This is a genomic window from Agromyces aerolatus, assembly GCF_031432255.1.
Taxonomy (GTDB): Bacteria; Actinomycetota; Actinomycetes; order Actinomycetales; family Microbacteriaceae; genus Agromyces.
Genome location: NZ_JAVKGQ010000007.1, coordinates 121,777 through 140,991, shown reverse-complemented (window position 1 = coordinate 140,991; position 19,215 = coordinate 121,777). Strand labels below are relative to the sequence as shown.

Below are 19,215 nucleotides of genomic sequence, written 5' to 3'. Positions count from 1 at the left end.
ATGTCAGATTCCGCCGCGATGCGACAGCGTCGTGAGCGGCTCGCCGGCCTCGCGTGGCAGGATGCGGGCGCACCGACCGGCACGTTCTCGGGGTCGCTCCGCTCGTTCGCCGACATCTGGTCGCGTCGTGAGCTGCTCGGCATGCTCACCCGACGCGAGCTCAAGGCCCGCTACAAGGACAGCGCGCTCGGGTTCCTCTGGAGCCTCGCCCGCCCGCTCACGCAGCTGCTCATCTACTACGTGGTCGTCGGCCAGTTCCTCGGCGCCGCACGGTCGATCGAGAACTTCGCGGTCTACGTCTTCGCCGGACTCACGATCTACACGCTCTTCAGCGAGATCGTCGCCACGGGCACGAGCTCGATCCTCGCCAACACGGGCCTCGTGAAGAAGGTGTACCTGCCGCGCGAGATCTTCCCGCTCGCGTCGATCGGCTCGGCGCTCTTCAACTTCGCCATCCAGGTCGCGATCCTGCTGGCCGCCGCCCTCGTGATCGGCACGATGCGCTTCGATCTGTCCTTGCTGTACGCGCTCGGGTCGACGGTGCTCATCCTCATCTACGGCGCCGCCTTCGCCCTCATCCTCTCGGCGGCGAACGTCTACCTCCGAGACATCCAGTACCTCGTCGAGGTCGTGCTGCTCCTGCTCATGTGGGCCTCCCCCATCGTGTACTCGATCGCGCAGGTCACGGCCGTGCTGCCGGGCTGGGCGATGCACATCTTCATCAACAACCCGATCACGCTCGCGGTACTCGGGTTCCATGTCACGTTCTGGTCCGAGGCCGACATCGGCATCTCGTCGGCCGCGCTGGCCGAGCACATGGGCATCGCGGCGCTCATCGGTCTCGTGTTCGTGTTCATCGCCCAGCGGGTGTTCGCGCGCCTCGAGGGCAACTTCGCGCAGGAGCTCTGATCCGATGACCGTCACCTCCACCTCCACCTCCGCCGTCCCGATCGTCCGCGTCGAGAACGTCTCCAAGCGGTTCGTGATCCGCAAGGACAAGAGCATCAAGGAACGCCTCACGAACTTCAATCGTGGTGCGCGTCACCGCGAGGACTTCTGGGCGCTGCAGAACATCGATCTCGAGATCGAAGCCGGCTCCACGATCGGCCTGATCGGACCGAACGGTTCCGGCAAGTCCACGCTCCTGAAGACGATCGGCGGGATCATCCGGCCGACCACGGGACGGGTGCTCCGCCGCGGCCAGCTCGCCGCGCTGCTCGAGCTCGGCGCGGGGTTCCACCCCGATCTGACCGGGCGCGAGAACGTCTACCTCAACGCGTCGATCCTGGGCCTCTCGCGCGAAGAGACGGATGAGCACTTCGACGACATCGTCGAGTTCTCCGGCATCGGCGAGTTCATCGACACGCAGGTGAAGTTCTACTCGAGCGGCATGTACGTGCGACTCGCCTTCGCCGTCGCGATCAACGTGAACCCGGACATCCTGCTCGTCGACGAGGTGCTCGCGGTCGGCGACGAGGCGTTCCAGAAGAAGTGCCTGGCGAAGATCCGTGACTTCCAGGAGGAGGGTCGCACGATCATCCTCGTGACGCACACCCTCAGCCAGATCACCGATCTCTGCACGCGCGCGGTCGTCCTCGCGAAGGGTCACGTCGTGTTCGACGGCGACCCCGAGGACGCCGTGTCGATCCTGCGGTCGGGGTTCGCGACCGTCCCGGAGGCGAAGAAGGTGCCGGAGACGGCGGCCGAGAAGGCCGAGGTGACCGCGGTGCGCGTCCTCGATGCCGACGGCGCACCGCAGCAGACGTTCGCGCCCGGCGCGGACGTCGTCATCGAGGCGGATGTCTCGGCCACCACCCCGGTCGACGCCTGGGCCGTCGGGCTGCACATCGACAACCCGCTCGGTCAGCTCATCCTCGGCACCACGACCGGAAGCCTGAAGACCGACCCGGTCGGGCCGCTGGACGGCGCGCAGACCGTGCGCTTCAGGCTGTCGAACACCGCGCTCGGCCCGGGCGACTACGGTGTGACCATCGCCGTCATGGGCAGCAAGCGCCAGGAGATCGCACGCGCCTCGCGCGAGGCCGAGTTCCGGGTCGTCAGCACGAGTCCCGTCTGGGGTCCCGCCATGTCCGACGTCGCATTCGAGGCGCTCTCCGCGCGCTGACATGGATCCCGATCTCGCAGTCATCACCGTGAGCTACGCCTCGGAGGACGTGCTCCCGGCGTGGTTCGAGACCCTCGGCCGGGCGACGAACGCCGACTTCGTGTGCGTCGTCGCCGACAATGCGCCCGAGCGTGGCGATGCGGTGCGCCGGGTCGCCGAGGCGCACGGCGCCGGCTACCTGCCGGTGGCGCACAATCCGGGCTATGGCGGCGCCATCAATGCGGCGGTCGAAGCGTTGCCGTCCACCGTGCGCTGGATCGTGATCAGCAACCCCGACGTCGAGTTCTCCCCCGGTGCCATCGACCGGATGCTCGAGGCGCTCGTCGCCCACGACGACACCGGGGCCGTGGGCCCCCGCGTGCTGCGACCCGACGGGACGACCTACCCGTCGGCCCGGGCGGTCCCGTCGCTCGTGCACGGGGTGGGGCACGCCCTGTTCGGCTCGATCTGGCCGTCCAACCCGTGGTCGAAGGCGTATCAGGCGGGGGCGGTCGACCCGACCGTGCCTCGCACGGCGGGGTGGCTCTCGGGGTCGTGCCTTGCCGTCCGTCGTGAGGCGTTCGAGCGCATCGGCGGCTTCGACGACGGGTTCTTCATGTACTTCGAGGACGTGGACCTCGGGTATCGCCTCGGCGTGGCAGGGTTCACGAACGTCTATGAGCCCGCGGCCGTGGTCACCCACGTCGGCGCCCACTCGACCTCCAAGCACGGTCGTCGCATGCTCGAGGCGCACCATCGCAGCACGATGCGATTCCTCGAGAAGCGGTACCACGGGCCGGTCTACGCGCCGGTGCGCGGCCTGCTCCGGGTGGGGCTCGCGCTCCGGCTGCGGCTGCTCGCGCGCCGCCCCGGTGAGCTCTCCCCCGACGGCGCCAGCCGCACGAGGCCACGACCACGATGACCGGCCGCGCGGCACGCCCGGCACGCCGGCCGCGCCCGGCACGCCCGGCACGCCCGGCACGTCCCTGGTGGTACGCGGCGCTGCTCGGCTTCGCGGGGATGGCGCTCGTCTCCATCTCCTGGGCGCTGCTCGCTCCGCCGGTGTCGGGCCCCGATGAGGCCTCGCATCTGATCCGGGCGGAGACCGTCGTGCATGGGCACCTCGTGCTCGATGGGCTCGACTCACGCGGATTCCCGGTCGCACCGGTGTCGCCGGGCGGCGGGCAGCTCTGGGCGCAGATCTGCTACCTGCTCGATCCGAGCCTGTCGGCCGCGTGCGCCCCGGGACTGAGCGAGGCGACCGAGCCGACCACGTTGGCGGCGACGGGCGCCGGCCGCTACAACCCCGTCTATTACGCCGCGGTCGGATGGCCGTCGCTGCTCATGAGCGGCGATGGCGCCGTCCTCGCCATGCGCGTGGTCAGCGCGCTCCTCAACTCGGCGTTCATCGGTCTCGCGTTCGGGGCGATCGCGCAGCTGCGGCGCCGCAGCGCGGCCGCGCTCGGGCTCTTCGTCGGCCTCACGCCGATGGTGGGCTACCTGGTGTCGATCGTGAACCCCAACTCGGTCGAGATCACGGCCGCCGCCGCGCTCTTCGCGTGGCTCACGCTGCTCGTCCTGCAGCCGAGCCGGCGGGCGATGCCGCTGCGTGCGGGGGTGATCCTCGTCAGCGCCCTCATGGTGCTGAGCGCGCGCGCGATCACCCCGCTCTGGGCGCTGCTCATCATCATCGCCGCGCTGCTGCTCCCCGATCGCGCACGATGGTCCGTGCTGGTCCGGTCGGCCTGGACCTGGGCGGCCCTGGCGGTGGGCGCCGTGCTCTCGGCCGGGGCGATCGCGTGGGTCGTCATCGTCGCGCCGCTCACCCCCACCGCGCCGTACCCCGGCGTAGGCGACGACTTCACGACGGCGTTCACGACCATGCTGATCCGCACCATGGAGTACGGCCGCGACCTGTTCGGGCAGTTCCTGACCCTGCGGCCCCCGGACGCCCTCGTGCTCGCCCTGGCGGCCGGGACGCTCGCGATCATCGCCTCGGCGCTCGTGCAGGGGCGCGGCCGGGCGAGGATCACGACCGCCTTCCTCGCGCTGTCGATCCTGCTGGCTCCCGCGTTCGTGCAGGGCGTCAGCGCGTTCGAGCACGGCTACATCTGGCAGGGCCGCTATGTCCTCGCGCTGCTGCCGCCGCTGCTCATCGCCGCGGGACTGGCCATCAGATCGGGCACCCTCGTCCGTCAGGCGCGCATCTGGACGACCGTGTTCGCGGTGCTCAGCGCCGCCGCGATCGTCGCGGGGCAGATCATCGTGTTCGGTCGAGTCGCGGTCGGCACCGATCGGCCGTGGTGGCAGGCGTTCGCGAACCCGGAGTGGACGCCGCCCATCCCGGCCATCGCGTGTTTCGTGATCGCGTCCGCGGGCGTCGCCCTGCTCGCATTCGCGTCGGTCACGGCTTCCGCGCGCGTACCCGCAGACACGCGACGCGCCGACACGACACGCGCCGACACGACACGCGCCGCCGGGGTCAGCCGGCCCGGCGGCGGAGTCGAGCGCGAATCCCTCTGAGCCCGGCGGTGAGGCGCCAGGACGCGCTCGCCTGCACGTTGGCCAGCTCCGTCTGCGCGAGTTCCGCGCGGCCCTCGGCACCCGCGAGGTCGGCCTCGCGTGCCGCGATCTCGGCCTCGCGCCTCGCGATCTCGGCCTCGCGCTTCTCGATCTCCCGCTGGAGCTCGTCGTTCTCGTTCTGCAGATGTCCGACGGCGACGCGCGGCGCGCGCAGCGCGTCTTGGAACCGGCTGTCCGAGCGGCCCCATTTGCGGTCGACCTCGACCGGCCACTTGTGCAGCGCGGAGTTGAAGTTGTTCAGGTCGACCCGTCGCGCCTCGAGCCCGCTCTCGCGCAGCACGTAGTTGATCGACAGCTGATCGCGGCGCGAGTAGCGCAGCACGTGGTCCATCCACAGCCGCATGGCCGACGCGACCGCGTCGGTGTGCCGCCGTGCCAGCAGTGCGGTCCAGAGCGGCGGCTCGTCGACCACCGCGTCCTCGGTCGCGAGGTAGTGCAGGAGCTGCTCGTAGACCCGGTCGGGATCGTCGTAGCCGACCTCGGCGATGGCGTCGAACTCGGCGATGACCGATCGGCGATAGCTGTGCTTCGGGAGCCCGAGGTCGAATCCGTCGAGCCAGGCGTCGAGGATCTCGTTGGGGTCGACGTGGAGATGCACGGTGTTGTCGATCCAGAGCGTCTCGTCGAACGCGGAGAGGTCGGGGTGACCCTCGATCTTGACGTGACGAGCGCTCCGGATCAGGTCCTTGCGGAAGCGGGGCGGGATGACCCGGACCTCCCAGGTCTCGCTCGTCAGCTCGGGATCGTCGGTGAAGCAGATGAACGGCAGGGCGTCGTCGCCCGCGGCCATGGGCTGCTCGTGGAGCTGCTCGTATCCACCGAAGATGGCTGTGTAGACCGCACGGCGTGGGGGCTGGCTCATCGGTCTCCTCTCGATCCATACGACGCTATCAGCGGAGCCGCTCCGGGATGGGGCACCGCGGCTCACGCGTCGCGTTCGGCCTCCGACTCGGCGGCGAGCTGCGCGACCGCGGCGGCCGAGTAGCTGGCCGCGACCTGCGCATCGTTCGCACCGCCGACGACGTTGTGCGCGTAGAGCCCGTAGACCTGCGTTCCGGGGACCGCGGGGAAGAGCCGCGCCGAGCGGCTCAGCTGCCGGGTGGCGATTCCCTCCTCGACCGCCGTGGCGTGGATCCAGATGTCGTCGGCCGTGGGCGAGGCGTCGCGGAAGTCCGTGCCCCGCGCGGCCAGAGCACGCAGCACACGTGGCGGATAGATGACTCCGGACACGCCCGTGGCGAGGTTCCCGAGTCGTGGTGTCCGATCGGCGACGGGCGTCCACTCGGTGTACGGCGCGATGGCGTCGTCGGTCGCGAGCACGCGGTGCGCGCGATGACAGTGGATCAGCTCGGGTTCGTCGCGCGCGGCCGAGTCGAGCTGCCGAAGCCAGTCGGGCGGGTACACCATGTCGTCGTCGGCGGTCACGAGCGGCGACTCGGTGCCGCCGGGGAGCCGGATCTCGGGGTAGTACTTCGTGTGCGGCCCGTACCCCTCGGTGAGCCGGACCCGCAGCCCGCGCCGCTCGAGGCGGCGGAGCCGGCGCCTGATCCTGCCGGTCGGCGGCGCCTCGAGCCACAGCGTGAGCGTACGCGGCCGCGCCGAGCCGCGGCCGATCGACTCGATCGCAAGGTGCACGGTGTCGAGCCGCCAGCCGTACGAGGTCAGGGAGACGCGCGGCTGGTCGCCGAGCAGGGTCGACCGGCTGAATGCGTGGCGCAGCATGAGGCTGCGCACGTCGCGCTCATCCGCGCCGCGCGGCCGGACCAGGATGCGGAGCCCGCCGCGGGCCGAAGCCACGCGCTTCGCCACGCGGCCCGCGACCCGCTTCACCAGGTCGGTCGCACGCGACGACGCGGCAGTCGCCCGGGCGCGGAGCGGTCGCAGCCGGGCCCGGATGCGGCGCCACACGGACGCGGGCATGGGCCTAGCGCGCCTGCCGTGCCAGCTTGCTCAGGTAGCGTCCGTAGCCGCTCTTCACGAGCGGTGCCGCGAGCTCGGCGAGCTGGGCGTCGTCGATCCAGCCCGCGCGCCACGCGATCTCCTCGATGCAGCCCACCTTGAAGCCCTGCCGGTCCTCGATCACGCGCACGTACTCCGACGCCTGCATCATGGACTCGAACGTGCCGGTGTCGAGCCACGCGGTGCCTCGGTCGAGCACCTGCACGCTCAGGCTTCCGTCCTCGAGGTACCGCTCGTTGACCGTGCTGATCTCGAGCTCGCCGCGCGCGCTCGGCTCGATGGTCTTCGCGATCTCGATGACGCGGTTGTCGTAGAAGTAGAGCCCGGGCACCGCGTAGTCGCTCTTCGGGTTCGCGGGCTTCTCCTCGATCGAGACGGCACGGAACTCGTCGTCGAACTCGACGACGCCGTAGGCGGTCGGGTCGCTCACCTGGTAGGCGAAGATCAGGGCGCCGTCGACGTCGGTGTGCTGCCGGAGCGCCGAGCCGAGGCCCGATCCGTGGAAGATGTTGTCGCCGAGCACGAGCGCGACCGACTCGTCGCCGATGAACTCCTCGCCGATGATGAACGCCTGCGCGAGGCCGTCGGGCGAGGGCTGCACGGCGTACTCGATGCGGATGCCGAGGTGCGAGCCGTCACCGAGCAGCGCCTTGAACTGGTCGTTGTACTCGGGCGTCGTGATCACGAGGATCTCGTTGATGCCCGCCATCATGAGCGTCGACAGCGGGTAGTAGATCATCGGCTTGTCGTAGATGGGCATCAGCTGCTTCGAGATGCCCTTGGTGATCGGCCAGAGTCGGGTGCCGGAGCCGCCGGCCAGGATGATTCCACGCATCGAGCGTCACTTTCCTTCGTTGAGGGAGGCGTAGTACGCCCGAGCGGCGTCCCAGGTCGGCAGCAGTCCCGAGCTTGCGGCCTCTTCGAGGCTGGGTGCCGCGGTGTCTTTCGGTGAGAGCAGCAGGTCGGCCGCGTCGACCGGGAACTCGAGCCCGACGGTGGGGTCGAGCGGGTTGATCCCGTGCTCGCGCTCGGCGTTGAACGTCGAGGTCACGAGGTAGCTGACGGTCGCGTCGTCGCTGAGCGCGATGAAGCAGTGCCCGAGACCCTCGGCGAGGTAGATCGCACGGCGATCCTGGTCGTCGAGGAGCACCGAGTCCCATTGGCCGAACGTCGGCGAGCCGACGCGGATGTCGATCACGAAGTCGAGCACGGCCCCATGGGTCGCGGTCACGTACTTCGCCTGGCTGGGCGGCACGTCGGCGAAGTGGATGCCTCGCACGACGCCGCGCTTGGAGACCGAGGTGTTGCCCTGCGCGAGCTGGAGCGGGTGACCGATGGTCTCTTCGAGCCGGTCGAACCGGTACCACTCGAGGAACACTCCGCGGTCGTCGCCGAACTGCTTCGGGGTGATCTCGTAGCTGTCGGGGATCTTCAGTTCGCGGATCTGCACCCCGAGAGTGTAGCAATCCCAGGTCGAGGGGCCGCGTTCGGGCTCGGCCCGCCGCGAGCTTCCAGGCTCGCCTGGCTAAGATGACCGGGTGTCAAATCTCCTCGTCACCGGCGGCGCCGGCTTCATCGGCTCGAACTTCGTGCACTATGTCCTGGCGAACACCGACCACTCGGTGACGGTGCTCGACAAGCTCACCTATGCGGGCAACCTCGCCTCGCTCGAGGGTCTGCCGGAAGACCGCTTCCGCTTTGTCAAGGGCGACATCGCCGACGCACCGCTCGTCGACGGCCTCGTCGCCGAGCACGACGCGGTCGTGCACTACGCCGCCGAGAGCCACAACGACAACTCGCTCTCCGACCCGCGCCCGTTCCTCGACACGAACATCATCGGCACGTACACGCTGATCGAGGCGGCGCGCCGCCACAACCGCCGCTTCCACCACATCTCGACCGACGAGGTGTACGGCGACCTCGAGCTCGACGACCCCGAGCGGTTCACCGAGCAGACCCCGTACAACCCGTCGAGCCCGTATTCGTCGACGAAGGCCGGCAGCGACCTGCTGGTCCGTGCGTGGGTGCGCTCGTTCGGGCTGCAGGCGACCATCTCGAACTGCTCGAACAACTACGGCCCGTACCAGCACGTCGAGAAGTTCATCCCGCGTCAGATCACGAACGTGCTCCGCGGCGAGCGGCCGAAGCTCTACGGCAAGGGCGAGAACGTACGCGACTGGATCCACGCGAACGACCACTCGTCGGCGGTGCTCACGATCCTCGAGAAGGGCGAGATCGGCGAGACCTACCTGATCGGCGCCGACGGCGAGAAGAACAACAAGGAGGTCGTCGAGCTCATCCTCACTGAGCTCGGGCAGCCCTCCGACGCCTACGACCACGTCACCGACCGCCCGGGTCACGATCTGCGCTACGCGATCGACTCGACGAAGCTGCGCACCGAGCTCGGCTGGCAGCCGCAGTTCAGCGACTTCGCGTCCGGGCTCGCCGACACCATCGCCTGGTACCGCGAGCACGAATCCTGGTGGGCCCCGCAGAAGGACCAGACCGAGGCCCGCTACCGCGAGCAGGGGCAGTAGTCGATGCGATACCTCATCACCGGGGCATCCGGCATGCTCGGCCGCGACCTGCAGGAGGCGCTCGCCGGTCGCGACGTGACCGCGCTGGGTCGCGCGGATCTCGACGTGACGGATGCGTCCGCGACCCGCGACGCCGTCGCGGGCCACGACGTCGTGATCAACGCGGCCGCCTACACGAAGGTCGACGACGCCGAGTCCCACGAGGACGACGCCTACGCGGTGAACGCGACGGGCGCGGCCAACCTCGCCGCGGCGGCGTCGCTCGCCGGCGCGCGCCTGGTCCAGGTCTCGACCGACTACGTGTTCGACGGCAGCGCGACCTCGCCCTACGCCGAGGACCAGCCGTACGGCCCGATCTCCGCGTACGGCCGCACCAAGGCCGCTGGCGAGCGCATGGCGCTCGAGGCGAACCCGGGCGCCACGTTCATCGTGCGCACGGCGTGGCTCTACGGCGCGCACGGCCCGAACTTCGCCAAGACCATGCTGAAGCTCGCCGAGTCGAAGGACACCTGGTCGGTCGTCGACGACCAGGTCGGCCAGCCGACCTGGACCGGTGACCTCGCGCGCCAGATCGTGGCCCTGCTCGACGCGGACGCGCCCGGCGGCATCTACCACGGCACGAACAGCGGGGAGGTGAGCTGGTACGGCTTCGCGCGCGCCGTGCTCGAGGAGGCCGGGCTCGACCCCGAGCGCATCACCACGACCGACAGCTCGGCCTTCGTGCGGCCCGCGCCGCGCCCCGCGTACTCCGTGCTCGGCCACGACGCCTGGACGCGCGCCGGCCTCGCACCCATGCGCGACTGGCGCGAGGCGCTCACGGCTGCGAACGAGGCCGGCGTCCTCGCGTGATCGCCTGCTCGCTGGTCGAGTAGCGAGCGCCAGCGAGCGTATCGAGACCCGGTGACCCGGTCTCGATACGCTTCGCCACTCGACCGACGGGAGGCTCACCGCGCGAAGCGGTCGTGCTGCAGCCTTCGGCCCCACCTGGCCTGCAGCCGGTCGGTCTCATGCGGCAGCACCTTCGCGTCGCGCGTGCGCGACTCGAAGTGGTACAGCTTCACGCGGCCGAGCACGAGGATGTGCAGTCCGCGGTCGCCGATCTTCTGGGCCAGGTCGACGTCGTTGTAGTTGCCCGCGAACTCGTCGCTGAACCCGCCGACCTCGGCGAACACCCGGGCCGGCACCAGCGCGCACGCGGCCGTCACCCCCGAGACCTCGCGCGTGGCGGCGAGCTGGTCGGGGTTCACGAGCGCGCCGGGCGTCAGCCCGAACCCGACGTGCCCCGGCGCGCCGCGCTCGTAGCGGTGCCCGAGGTGCTGGATCGAGCCGTCCTCGAAGTACAGGGCGGCACCGACGAGGCCCACGCCCGGCTGCTGCACCGCGCCGACGAGCTGCTCGAGCCAGTCGGGCGTGAGCAGCTCGACGTCGTCGTTCAGCATGAGCAGGTATTCGCCGCGGGCGACCGCCGCACCGCGGTTCATCTTCGCGCTGAAGTTGAACGGTTCGCTCCATCGGACGAGCCGGAGCCGGTCTCCCGCGATCGTCTCGAGCTCGTCGACGACCGACTGCGGGGTGGGGTCGTCGGCGACGATCACGAGCTCGTAGTCGGGCCAGGTCGTACGTTCGACGATGCCGCGGACGGCCTCGACGACGAACGTGCGCTCGCGCCCCGCGACCCGGTCGCTGCCGCCGCGCGTCGGGACGATGATCGAGACCATCGGGGTGCCGGACGGTCGATAGGCGACCTCGCGGATGCCGCCGACGGCGGTGACGTCCGCGTCGACCGCGTCGCGTTCGAGGCTCGCCGCCACGACCGCCGCGGCGCGCTCGGCGCCCTCGCCGGACGGCAGGTCGTGCGGCTCGCCGATCCCGAGGTCATGACGCAGGCGGATGACCCGGTCGGGGTCGGCCCGGAGCACGACATCGAGCAGCTCGGCCCCGTCGGCCTCGGCGCGGAAGCCGCCGCGATCGCGGAGTGCCGCGACGGCCAGCACGACCACAGGGCCGAGCTCGTCGATCTCGCGCAGCCGGAACACCGAGTGGTCGGGCGCGAGCGTCGGCACGCCGTTCGCCCGGCGCGAGTCGCCGACGAACACCTCGGCGCCGGGGTGCTCGCCGGCCGCCCGCTCGATCGCGGCGGTCGCGCCCGGCGCGAGCCGGGTGCCCGGCCGCAGCAGCGCGAGGTACGGCTCGGTGGTCTCGGCGAGCAGGCGCGCGCCCTCGGTCGCGGTCTCTGGCGCGGGCGCGACGCGCAGCGTCGCCGACCCGGTCTCGGCGGGGATCGTGCGTCCGCGGGCACGCCACAGCTCGCGACGCGAACGGCTCAGGACCTTCTTCGCGAGCGCTGGTGCGCCGGTCGCCCGCACCCGGCGCATGACCCCGCCGCGGATCCGCCGCTGCAGGGTCAGTTCCGGGTGTTCGACGACGAGCCCGTAGCGCTCGGCCGCCCGCTCGGCGACGACGCGGTCCGCGTCGGCGAGCTCGGCCAGCCGGCGACGCTCGGTCTCATCGAGCACGACCTCGCGCGCCGAATGCCAGCTCTGGTTCACCAGGGTGCTCGTCCTTCCGCCGAATGGCCATCAACTACTCTAATCTGGGTGACCGGTCTCGCCCGGGCACGCCCCACGTCCGTTCGACCCGGAAGGACCGAAGTGCCGCGTGTGATCGCCGTCGTGCCGACGTACCACCCCGACCACGACGTCGTCGCGCACATGCGGGCGCTCCGCGCCCAGGTCGACCGGCTGATCGTCGTCGACGACGGCTCCGGCCCCGCCGCCGACGGTGTGCTCGCCGAGATCGAGGGGCTCGAGGCATCCGTCGTCAGGCTGGGTCGCAACCGTGGCATCGCGGGTGCGCTCAACGCCGGCGTGCGCGAGGCGCTCGCCGACGGCGCCGACTTCGTGGTCACCACCGACCAGGACACCGATCTCCCGGCCGACTACGTCGCCGACTGCCTCGCCACGTTCCGCGCGGCGAACCCCGTGACGAGGCTCGGCATCGTCTGCGCCGACCGGGTGAACGGCCAGCCGTCGCTGCCGACCTGGACGTCGCCGGAAGGGCTCGGGCTCGTGCCCGAGGCGATCCAGTCCGGGTTCGTCGTCGCGCGCGAGGTGTTCGAACGGGCCGGGCTCTTCGACGAACGCCTCGTGATCGACTGCGTCGACACCGAGTACTGCATCCGGGTGCGCGACCGCGGGTTCCGCATCGCGATCGCGCGCGGCACGGACATCGCCCATGAGCTGGGCGAGATGGTGCCGTTCCGCCCGTTCGGTCTGCGGCGGCGGAACCGCACCGGCGCGTTCGAGTACCAATACCACTCGCCGTTCCGGCAGTACTACATCGTGCGGAACAACATCGACCTGGTCTACCGCACCGCCCGTCGCCACCCGCGCTGGGCGGCCGCGGTCGTCAAACGGCAGATCGGGCCCGCGCTCGACGCCGTGACGAGCGGGCCGCAGCGCTGGCGGCACCTCGTCGCCACGGTCGTCGGCGGCGTGCACGGCTTCTTCCGCATCCGCGGTCCCATCCCCGCCGGTCTCCGGCGGTACCTGACCAGATCCTGACCCGAGCAGCCACCCGAGGAGGCGGACCGTGACCACGACCCTGCGGTTCATCGTCGACCCGATCGTCGCACCCGTTCCCGGGTACGTCGGCCGGTACGCCCGCGACCTCGCACGCGCGATCGTCGCGACCGCGCCGGACGGATGCCTCGTCGAGGGGCTCGTCTCGGCTGCGCCGCCCGAGGAGCTCGAACGCGTGCAGCACGAGGTCCCCGGCCTCGCCGAGCTCGTGCGGGCGCCGCTCCCCCGCCGTGAGCTCGCCGCCGCCTGGCAGCTCGGCGTGCCGACGCCCCAGAGCGCCGGCTTCGTGCACGCGCCGAACCTGTTCGCCCCGCTGCGCAAGCACTCGCGCGACGAAGGCACCCAGATCGTGGTCACCGTGCACGACCTGCTCGCGTGGACGCATCCCGAGGCGCTGAGCGGCACGTCCGTGGCGTGGCACAAGGGCATGCTGAAGCGTGCCCGCAAGCACGCCGACGCCGTCGTCGTCCCGACGCACGCGCTCGCCGACCAGCTCGGCATGGTCGCCGATCTCGGCGACCGCGTCCGCGTCATCCCGACCGCACCGCGCGACGGGCTCGAGGTCGGCGCCGACGCGTCGTGCCGGCGCGACGAGCTCGGCCTGCCGTCGGAGTACCTCGTGGTGTCCGGGACGCTCGAGCCGCGGAAGGGCGTGGTCGACGTCCTCGCCGCACTCGGCCGGCCGGACGCGCCCGACCTTCCGCTGGTCGTGATCGGGCCCGAGTCGTGGGGCGAGCAGCACCTCGCGACCGCGGCCGAGGAGGCCGGCGTCGCACCCGATCGCGTGCACCACGTCGACGACCCCGAGCCGGGGCTGCTCGCCGCCGTGCTCTCCGGCGCGACCGCGTTCGTCGCCCCGAGCCACGACGAGGGCTCGGGCACCTCGCTCATCGAGGCGTTCAGCCTCGGCGTGCCGGTCGTCCACTCCGACATCCCCGCGTACGCCGAGGTCGCGGCGGACGCCGGGCTCGCGGTCGACGACGACGACGACTTCGTCGACGGCCTGCTCGCGGCCATCACGGCCGTCGTCGACGGGCCGGCGCTCGCCGAGCGGCTCGTGATCGCCGGGCACGACCGGGCACGCGCATTCACCTGGACCGACTCGGCCGAGCGCGTCTGGCAGCTGCACGCCGACCTCTGAGTCGCCTGCCGCCGGGCGGGTCAGCCGTCGGCGGGCTCCGCGGTCGGCGGCGGCGCGACCGCCTGCTGCACGAGCCCCAGCGCGTACGCGTAGTCGGGGTCTTCCGGATCGAAGCCGTTGTCGGGTGTGAGCGGCACGTCGATGATCGGCAGCTCCTTGGTCTTGCCCGCGAGATCCACGAAATAGCCGAGCATCGACTGCGGGACGTCGGTCTTCACGACCTGCGAGCCCGCTGCGGCGATCTCCTGGAACTTCGTGAGCACGTTCGCGGCGTTGAACTGCGCGAGCACGGCCTCCTGGATCTGGAGCTGTCGAGCCATCCGGTCGTAGTCGCTGGTGCCGTGCCGCGAGCGCGCGTACCAGAGCGCGTGGTAGCCGTCCATGTGCTGCTCCCCCGCCGGGATCCACTCGGCGACGGTCGTGAACGTCTCGTCGGCGTGGATCGGGACGTCTTCCGGCACGTTCACGGTGACCCCGCCGAGCGCGTCGATGAGCTGCTGGAAGCCCGCCATGTCGATGAGCACGTAGTACTGGATCTGCAGGCCGGTGATGCCCTCGGCGGCATCGCGCATGCCCTCGATGCCGGGCTCGCTCCCCTCGGCCACCGCATCGGGGTACATCTCGGGGCTCTTCAGCTCGACCTCGGTGTAGATCGAGTTGAGCAGGCACACGTCGACCTCGCAGCCGTCGATCGCGCCATACCCTTCGGGGTAGACCGCGCGCAGGGGCGAGGTGTCGTCGAACGGCACGTCCTCCATGTTGCGGGGCAGGCCGATCGTGACCGCCTGGCCGGTCTCGGCGTCGATGCTCACCACACGGATGCTGTCGGGGCGCAGGCCGTCGCGGTCGGGGCCGGCATCGCCGCCGAGCAGCAGGATGTTGTACCGGCCGTCGATCGGCGGTTCGGAGGGGCCCGCGACGAACACCGAGGCGAGGAATCCGCTCGCCGTCGTCGCGATGTACGCGCCGTACGCCGCGGTGCCGGACAGGGCGATCATGACCACCGTCGTCAGGCCCGCGATCCAGCCGCGCGCCGTCGGCGCGGTCTTCACCAGGCGCACGAGTCGCAGCGTGTCGAACGTGAGCACGACCCAGAGCACCGCATAGAACGCGAGCAGCGCGGCCACGATCCAGAGCGACCAGGACTGCGAGAACGCCGAGAGCAGCACGGTCGGCCAGAGCAGCCAGACCACGAGGGCGACCACCGCGAGCGCCCAGAGCGTCAGGGTCGCACCTAGCCCGAACCGGCCGAGCCGGCGGTTGCCCGCGAGCACCTGCGGCGCACCCGGGATCAGGAAGTTGAGCACGACGAGCCACCACGCGCGTCGCGTCATCAGGGGACGCGAGGCGGTGTCCGGGAAACGGATCGGGCTGGCGGCGAGGGTCATCGGGACTGCTTCAGCCGTTCGTTCTTCTCCTCGACCATGGCGGCGAGGTCGTCCGCGTAGCCGGCGAGCGCGTCGGCGAGCCGGGGGTCGGCGGTCGCGAGGATCTTCACGGCGATGAGCCCCGCGTTGCGCGCGCCGCCGATCGACACGGTCGCGACCGGCACGCCGGCCGGCATCTGCACGATCGAGAGCAGCGAGTCGAGTCCGTCGAGTCGCGAGAGCGGCACGGGAACCCCGACGACCGGAAGCGTCGTGACCGAGGCGAGCATGCCGGGCAGGTGCGCGGCGCCGCCGGCGCCGGCGATCACGACCTTCAACCCGCGACCGGCCGCCTGCTTGCCGTAGGCGATCATCTTCTCGGGAGTGCGATGCGCCGAGACGACCTCGACCTCGTGCGGCACGCCGAACTGCTCGAGCAGCTCGGATGCCTCGCGCATGACGCCCCAGTCGGAGTCGGAGCCCATCACGACGCCGACGAGTGGCGCGTTGTTCGTCTCAGTCACCCGATCGAGTGTAGGGCTGGGCGCTGTGAGAACCCCGCAGCGCCACTCGGCGTCAGCCCTGGAACTCCATCGCGGCGGCGCGCGCCTCGTACACGACGTCGTCGAGGTCGGCGCCGATGGCCGTCACGTGCCCGACCTTCCGGCCCGGCCGGGGCGACTTCCCGTAGGCGTGCAGCTTCACGGTCGGATGTCCGGCGAGCGCGGCGGGCGTGCGGTCGGCGAGCGTGCCCTCCTCGGGACCGCCCAGGATGTTCACCATCACGGCCCATGGCGCGTGCGTGCCCGTGCCGCCGAGCGGGAGGTCGAGCACGGCGCGCAGATGCTGCTCGAACTGTCCGGTGGTCGCGCCGTCCATCGACCAGTGGCCGCTGTTGTGCGGGCGCATGGCGAGCTCGTTGACGAGGACGCGGCCGTCCACGGTCTCGAACAGCTCGACCGCGAGCACGCCGGTCACGTCGAGCCCCTCGGCGACCGCGAAGGCGATGTCGCCCGCGAGGTCGGCGATGCGACCCGCCGACTTCGGCGCGGGCGCGATGACCTCGCTGCACACGCCGCCGACCTGGATCGTCTCGACGAGCGGCCACGCCGCGACCTCGCCGCTCGGGCGGCGAGCGACGAGCTGTGCGAGCTCACGGCGGAACTCGACGAGCTCCTCGACGAGGAGGGCTCCGGGCTGTCCGTCCTCCGCGATCGTGGCGAACCACTCCGCGACCTCGCCAGCCGAGCGCACAACGCGCACGCCCTTGCCGTCGTACCCGCCGCGCGGCGTCTTCACGACCGCCACGCCGCCGTGCGCGGCGATGAACTCGTCGAGCTGGGCCGGGGTCTCGACACGGGCCCAGTCGGGCACGGGCAGCCCGAGCTCGGAGAGCCGCTCGCGCATGAGGATCTTGTCCTGCGCCACCGCGAGGGCGCCCGGGCCCGGTCGCACCGGGACGCCGGCGTCGACGAGCGCCCGCAGCACGTCCTGCGGGACGTGCTCATGGTCGAAGGTGATCACGTCGACCCCGCGTGCGAAGTCGAGCACCGTCGCGACATCCGTGTAGTCGCCCACCCGGTCTGCGGCGAGTGCCGCCGACATCCCTTCGGTCTCGGCGAGCACACGGAGTTCGACTCCGAGCTCGATCGCGGCGGGGATCATCATCCGCGCCAATTGACCGCCACCGATCACTCCGACCCGCACCCGATCGACCCCGTTTCCCTGATTGCGTGCTCTCTGGTCCCGGGATGTCATCCACAGGACCGCGACTTCACAGTCTAAGCCGAGCCGCACGCGACTATCCTGGCCCGGTGATACGGCGCGGGGGCGGCCTGCTCGGGCGGGCGTGGGACGGCCTGATCACCTACGCGCTGAAGTTCGGCGTCGTCGGGGTGCTCGGCCTCGTGATCGACGTCGCGCTCTTCAACGCGCTGCGGCTCGGCCTGTTCGGCGCCGACGACTGGGCCCAGTCCGCGATCGGCGCGAAGACCATCTCGACCTCGGTCGCGATCGTGTTCAACTGGATCGGCAACCGGTACTGGACCTTCCGTTCGCACCGCCGCCGCAACTACCTGCGCGAGTTCGCCGAGTACGTCGCGGTCTCCATCGGCGGCATGGTCATCGCGCTCGGCTGTCTCTGGGTGAGCCATCACCTGCTCGGCTACACGAGCCTCATCGCCGACAACCTCGCCTCGAACGTCGTCGGGCTCGCGCTCGGCACGGCCTTCCGGTTCCTGCTGTACCGCTACTGGGTCTTCGGGCACCACCGCACGGACGGGCTCTCCAACCTCGCGCGCGTCGAGGCCGCCCAGCGCTCGCTGTTCGAAGAGCCCGAGCCGGAAGCGCCGCCCCCCACGACGCCCGCGGACGCCCGGCTGCCCGCCGCGCGGAACCAGGTCACCCCGGTCACCGAGCGGGCCTTCGAATAGACTGCGGCATATGTCGACACCCGGGTCCCCGGCCACGGTCATGCTCGTCGGGGCGTTCGAACGCGACAACTTCGGCGATCTGCTCTTCCTGCGTCTGACCGAACACCGGCTGCGTGCTGCCGGGGTGACCACGCTGGCCGCGGCACCGTCCGCGGCCGACATGAGCGGGACCCTCGGCCGATTCGTGCCCGCCTTCCCGCCGTTGCTCAGCCGGCACGCCTTCGACGTGGTCTGGTCGGTCGGCGGCGAGCTCGGCGGCGTCGACCAGGAGAGCGCCTACCGTTTCTCCCTCACCGAGGATGAGTTCCGCATCTACCGCGAGGCCGGCGACGCCGGCCGGACCGCGATCACACAGGTGCTGAGCGGCGGTGACCTCACCGGGCCGGCCTATCTTCCCGACCTGGACGGATGGGTCGCACAGGAACGGGCCCGCTCGGTGCTGCACTCCGTCGGCCTCGCCGGCGCGGCCGCTCTCGACGAGACCGGGCTCGCGGCCTTCCGGTCGGCCGTCGTCCGGGCCGACGCGATCACCGTCCGGGATCGCGCCTCGAGCCGGCTGCTCGATGAGCTCGAGCAGCCGCACCGGCTCGCGCCCGACGTCGTCCACGCCATCCGTTCACTCGTGCCCGCCGAGCACGCCGCCGAGCCGAAGGTGCTCGTGCAGATCTCCGAACGTGCGCTCGACGCGCACACCGAGCATGCGTTCATCGAGGCGCTGCTCGCGACCGAGGCGATCGCGCCGTTCGAGATCGCGTTCTTCGCCGCCGGGATCGCTCCCGGACACGATTCCCTCGCCCGCTACGAGGTCATGGCCGACGAGCTCAGACGTGCCGGTCGCGCTCGGGTCCGCGTCATCACCGGCCGAGAGCCCGAGGTGCTCGTCGCAGAGATCGCCTCAGCGGCGCTCTGGATCGGCACGTCCCTGCACGGCCGGGTCGTCAGCGCGGCCTTCCGGGTTCCGCGAATCGGGCTCTCCACGGCCAAGCTCGACGGGTACGCCGCCGAGTGGGACCCGGCCATGCCGTTCGGCGTCGAACCGGCGGCGCTGCCGTCCGCCGCGCGAACGGCCCTCGCCGACGACACGCGGACGCGTGCGGACGAGACCTCGGCAGCGCTCGAGCTCACCGCCGAGCGCGCCCTCCGCGAGCAGATCGAGCAGGTGGTCGAATGGACGAGCTGATCGGCGAGGCCGAGCGGTTCCGACGCGATCGCGACGCGGTGTTCGCGCTCGTCGAGGCCACGACGGCCGAGCGTCGTCGTCTGAGCGAGCGTCAGCGCGCGCTCGAGCAGGAGGTCTCCGGGCTCCACGGCGAACTCGACGCGCTCCGCCGGGAAGCGAGCGCGCTCCGCGACGAGGCCGCCGCCCTCCGCGACGAGGCCGCCGCGCTCCGCGACGATCGCGACGCCCTTCGACGCGAGCACACGGCCCTGCGAACGGATCGCGACGCACTCCGGCAGCACCGTGACGCCCTGGCCGCCCGGGCCGAGGCGCGTACCGACTGAGCGCGACG

19 protein-coding genes are annotated in these 19,215 nt (G+C 71.1%); 11 read left to right on the top strand and 8 right to left on the bottom strand.

All coding sequences use genetic code 11. The annotated features are described in order from the left end of the window. Genes RH864_RS11060 through RH864_RS11045 form a run of 4 tightly spaced genes read left to right on the top strand, consistent with a single transcriptional unit; the run spans nucleotide 1 to nucleotide 4,627 of the window. Nucleotides 1-909: an ABC transporter permease gene (locus RH864_RS11060; protein ID WP_310517608.1), complete on the top strand. Its 909-nt coding sequence runs from the start codon at nucleotides 1-3 to the stop codon at nucleotides 907-909. Nucleotides 910-913: 4 nt separating this feature from the next. Continuing rightward, on the top strand, nucleotides 914-2,125 hold the full coding sequence (locus RH864_RS11055; RefSeq protein ID WP_310517607.1) for an ABC transporter ATP-binding protein: 1,212 nt from the start codon (nucleotides 914-916) through the stop codon (nucleotides 2,123-2,125). A gap of 1 nt (nucleotide 2,126) precedes the next feature. After that, nucleotides 2,127-3,026 (top strand): glycosyltransferase family 2 protein, encoded by a 900-nt coding sequence (locus RH864_RS11050; protein WP_310517606.1) that lies wholly within the window; start codon nucleotides 2,127-2,129, stop codon nucleotides 3,024-3,026. Next, the gene (locus RH864_RS11045) at nucleotides 3,023-4,627 is read left to right on the top strand and encodes a DUF2142 domain-containing protein (RefSeq protein WP_310517605.1); all 1,605 of its coding nucleotides are present in this window, start codon (nucleotides 3,023-3,025) and stop codon (nucleotides 4,625-4,627) included. Before RH864_RS11050 ends, RH864_RS11045 begins: the two co-directional genes overlap by 4 nt. Here RH864_RS11045 and RH864_RS11040 read toward each other — a convergent pair. From RH864_RS11040 to rfbC, 4 genes are all read right to left on the bottom strand, one after another. Then, complete coding sequence (locus tag RH864_RS11040) at nucleotides 4,587-5,549, bottom strand: glycosyltransferase domain-containing protein (protein ID WP_310517604.1); 963 nt, start codon at nucleotides 5,547-5,549, stop codon at nucleotides 4,587-4,589. The two genes, RH864_RS11045 and RH864_RS11040, sit on opposite strands and share 41 nt — an antisense overlap. 62 nt (nucleotides 5,550-5,611) lie before the next feature. After that, nucleotides 5,612-6,607 (bottom strand): hypothetical protein, encoded by a 996-nt coding sequence (locus RH864_RS11035; RefSeq protein WP_310517603.1) that lies wholly within the window; start codon nucleotides 6,605-6,607, stop codon nucleotides 5,612-5,614. 4 nt (nucleotides 6,608-6,611) lie between these two features. Then, complete coding sequence (gene rfbA, locus RH864_RS11030; RefSeq protein ID WP_310517602.1) at nucleotides 6,612-7,481, bottom strand: glucose-1-phosphate thymidylyltransferase RfbA; 870 nt, start codon at nucleotides 7,479-7,481, stop codon at nucleotides 6,612-6,614. A gap of 6 nt (nucleotides 7,482-7,487) precedes the next feature. Beyond that, on the bottom strand, nucleotides 7,488-8,096 hold the full coding sequence (rfbC, locus tag RH864_RS11025; protein WP_310517601.1) for a dTDP-4-dehydrorhamnose 3,5-epimerase: 609 nt from the start codon (nucleotides 8,094-8,096) through the stop codon (nucleotides 7,488-7,490). Nucleotides 8,097-8,184: 88 nt separating this feature from the next. Here rfbC and rfbB point away from each other — a divergent pair, with 88 nt between their 5' ends. Continuing rightward, the gene (rfbB, locus tag RH864_RS11020) at nucleotides 8,185-9,183 is read left to right on the top strand and encodes a dTDP-glucose 4,6-dehydratase (protein WP_310517600.1); all 999 of its coding nucleotides are present in this window, start codon (nucleotides 8,185-8,187) and stop codon (nucleotides 9,181-9,183) included. Nucleotides 9,184-9,186: 3 nt separating this feature from the next. Beyond that, nucleotides 9,187-10,032 carry a dTDP-4-dehydrorhamnose reductase gene (rfbD, locus tag RH864_RS11015; RefSeq protein WP_310517599.1) on the top strand — a complete coding sequence of 282 codons (846 nt, stop codon included), beginning with the start codon at nucleotides 9,187-9,189 and terminating at the stop codon, nucleotides 10,030-10,032. Nucleotides 10,033-10,127: 95 nt separating this feature from the next. On the opposite strand, the gene RH864_RS11010 is transcribed toward rfbD, so the two are convergent. After that, the gene (locus RH864_RS11010) at nucleotides 10,128-11,732 is read right to left on the bottom strand and encodes a glycosyltransferase (protein ID WP_310517598.1); all 1,605 of its coding nucleotides are present in this window, start codon (nucleotides 11,730-11,732) and stop codon (nucleotides 10,128-10,130) included. Between the two features lie 102 nt (nucleotides 11,733-11,834). Between RH864_RS11010 and RH864_RS11005 the strand changes: the two genes are divergently transcribed. Together RH864_RS11005 and RH864_RS11000 are read left to right on the top strand one after the other, a co-directional pair. Beyond that, nucleotides 11,835-12,746 carry a glycosyltransferase gene (locus tag RH864_RS11005; RefSeq protein WP_310517597.1) on the top strand — a complete coding sequence of 304 codons (912 nt, stop codon included), beginning with the start codon at nucleotides 11,835-11,837 and terminating at the stop codon, nucleotides 12,744-12,746. A 28-nt stretch (nucleotides 12,747-12,774) separates the two neighbouring features. Further along, a complete protein-coding gene (locus RH864_RS11000) occupies nucleotides 12,775-13,905 on the top strand; it encodes a glycosyltransferase family 4 protein (protein WP_310517596.1) in 1,131 nt (376 codons plus the stop codon). 20 nt (nucleotides 13,906-13,925) lie between these two features. Here the strand turns inward: RH864_RS11000 and RH864_RS10995 are convergent, their stop codons facing one another. From RH864_RS10995 to RH864_RS10985, 3 genes are all read right to left on the bottom strand, one after another. Continuing rightward, nucleotides 13,926-15,239 carry an LCP family glycopolymer transferase gene (locus RH864_RS10995; RefSeq protein WP_310517595.1) on the bottom strand — a complete coding sequence of 438 codons (1,314 nt, stop codon included), beginning with the start codon at nucleotides 15,237-15,239 and terminating at the stop codon, nucleotides 13,926-13,928. A 50-nt stretch (nucleotides 15,240-15,289) separates the two neighbouring features. Beyond that, nucleotides 15,290-15,757 (bottom strand): 5-(carboxyamino)imidazole ribonucleotide mutase, encoded by a 468-nt coding sequence (gene purE / locus RH864_RS10990; RefSeq protein WP_310517650.1) that lies wholly within the window; start codon nucleotides 15,755-15,757, stop codon nucleotides 15,290-15,292. Nucleotides 15,758-15,848: 91 nt separating this feature from the next. After that, nucleotides 15,849-17,030, bottom strand: a complete 1,182-nt coding sequence (locus RH864_RS10985) for a 5-(carboxyamino)imidazole ribonucleotide synthase (protein ID WP_310517594.1) — start codon at nucleotides 17,028-17,030, stop codon at nucleotides 15,849-15,851. A 56-nt stretch (nucleotides 17,031-17,086) separates the two neighbouring features. On the opposite strand from RH864_RS10985, the gene RH864_RS10980 reads away from it, so the two are divergent. The 3 genes from RH864_RS10980 to RH864_RS10970 are packed head-to-tail and all read left to right on the top strand — an operon-like array spanning nucleotide 17,087 to nucleotide 19,207. Further along, nucleotides 17,087-17,704: a GtrA family protein gene (locus RH864_RS10980; RefSeq protein WP_310517593.1), complete on the top strand. Its 618-nt coding sequence runs from the start codon at nucleotides 17,087-17,089 to the stop codon at nucleotides 17,702-17,704. A 10-nt stretch (nucleotides 17,705-17,714) separates the two neighbouring features. Then, nucleotides 17,715-18,884: a polysaccharide pyruvyl transferase family protein gene (locus RH864_RS10975; protein WP_310517592.1), complete on the top strand. Its 1,170-nt coding sequence runs from the start codon at nucleotides 17,715-17,717 to the stop codon at nucleotides 18,882-18,884. After that, on the top strand, nucleotides 18,872-19,207 hold the full coding sequence (locus RH864_RS10970; protein WP_310517591.1) for a hypothetical protein: 336 nt from the start codon (nucleotides 18,872-18,874) through the stop codon (nucleotides 19,205-19,207). Before RH864_RS10975 ends, RH864_RS10970 begins: the two co-directional genes overlap by 13 nt. Nucleotides 19,208-19,215: the final 8 nt, after the last annotated feature.

Bases quoted from the DNA above. Each gene is read 5' to 3' on its own strand.
- RH864_RS11060 (WP_310517608.1), top strand. From the start codon at position 1: ATGTCAGATTCCGCCGCGATGCGACAGCGTCGTGAGCGGCTCGCCGGC.
- RH864_RS11055 (WP_310517607.1), top strand. From the start codon at position 914: ATGACCGTCACCTCCACCTCCACCTCCGCCGTCCCGATCGTCCGCGTC.
- RH864_RS11050 (WP_310517606.1), top strand. From the start codon at position 2,127: ATGGATCCCGATCTCGCAGTCATCACCGTGAGCTACGCCTCGGAGGAC.
- RH864_RS11045 (WP_310517605.1), top strand. From the start codon at position 3,023: ATGACCGGCCGCGCGGCACGCCCGGCACGCCGGCCGCGCCCGGCACGC.
- RH864_RS11040 (WP_310517604.1), bottom strand. From the start codon at position 5,549: ATGAGCCAGCCCCCACGCCGTGCGGTCTACACAGCCATCTTCGGTGGA.
- RH864_RS11035 (WP_310517603.1), bottom strand. From the start codon at position 6,607: ATGCCCGCGTCCGTGTGGCGCCGCATCCGGGCCCGGCTGCGACCGCTC.
- rfbA (WP_310517602.1), bottom strand. From the start codon at position 7,481: ATGCGTGGAATCATCCTGGCCGGCGGCTCCGGCACCCGACTCTGGCCG.
- rfbD (WP_310517599.1), top strand. From the start codon at position 9,187: ATGCGATACCTCATCACCGGGGCATCCGGCATGCTCGGCCGCGACCTG.
- RH864_RS10995 (WP_310517595.1), bottom strand. From the start codon at position 15,239: ATGACGCGACGCGCGTGGTGGCTCGTCGTGCTCAACTTCCTGATCCCG.
- purE (WP_310517650.1), bottom strand. From the start codon at position 15,757: ATGGGCTCCGACTCCGACTGGGGCGTCATGCGCGAGGCATCCGAGCTG.
- RH864_RS10985 (WP_310517594.1), bottom strand. From the start codon at position 17,030: ATGACATCCCGGGACCAGAGAGCACGCAATCAGGGAAACGGGGTCGAT.
- RH864_RS10975 (WP_310517592.1), top strand. From the start codon at position 17,715: ATGTCGACACCCGGGTCCCCGGCCACGGTCATGCTCGTCGGGGCGTTC.
- RH864_RS10970 (WP_310517591.1), top strand. From the start codon at position 18,872: ATGGACGAGCTGATCGGCGAGGCCGAGCGGTTCCGACGCGATCGCGAC.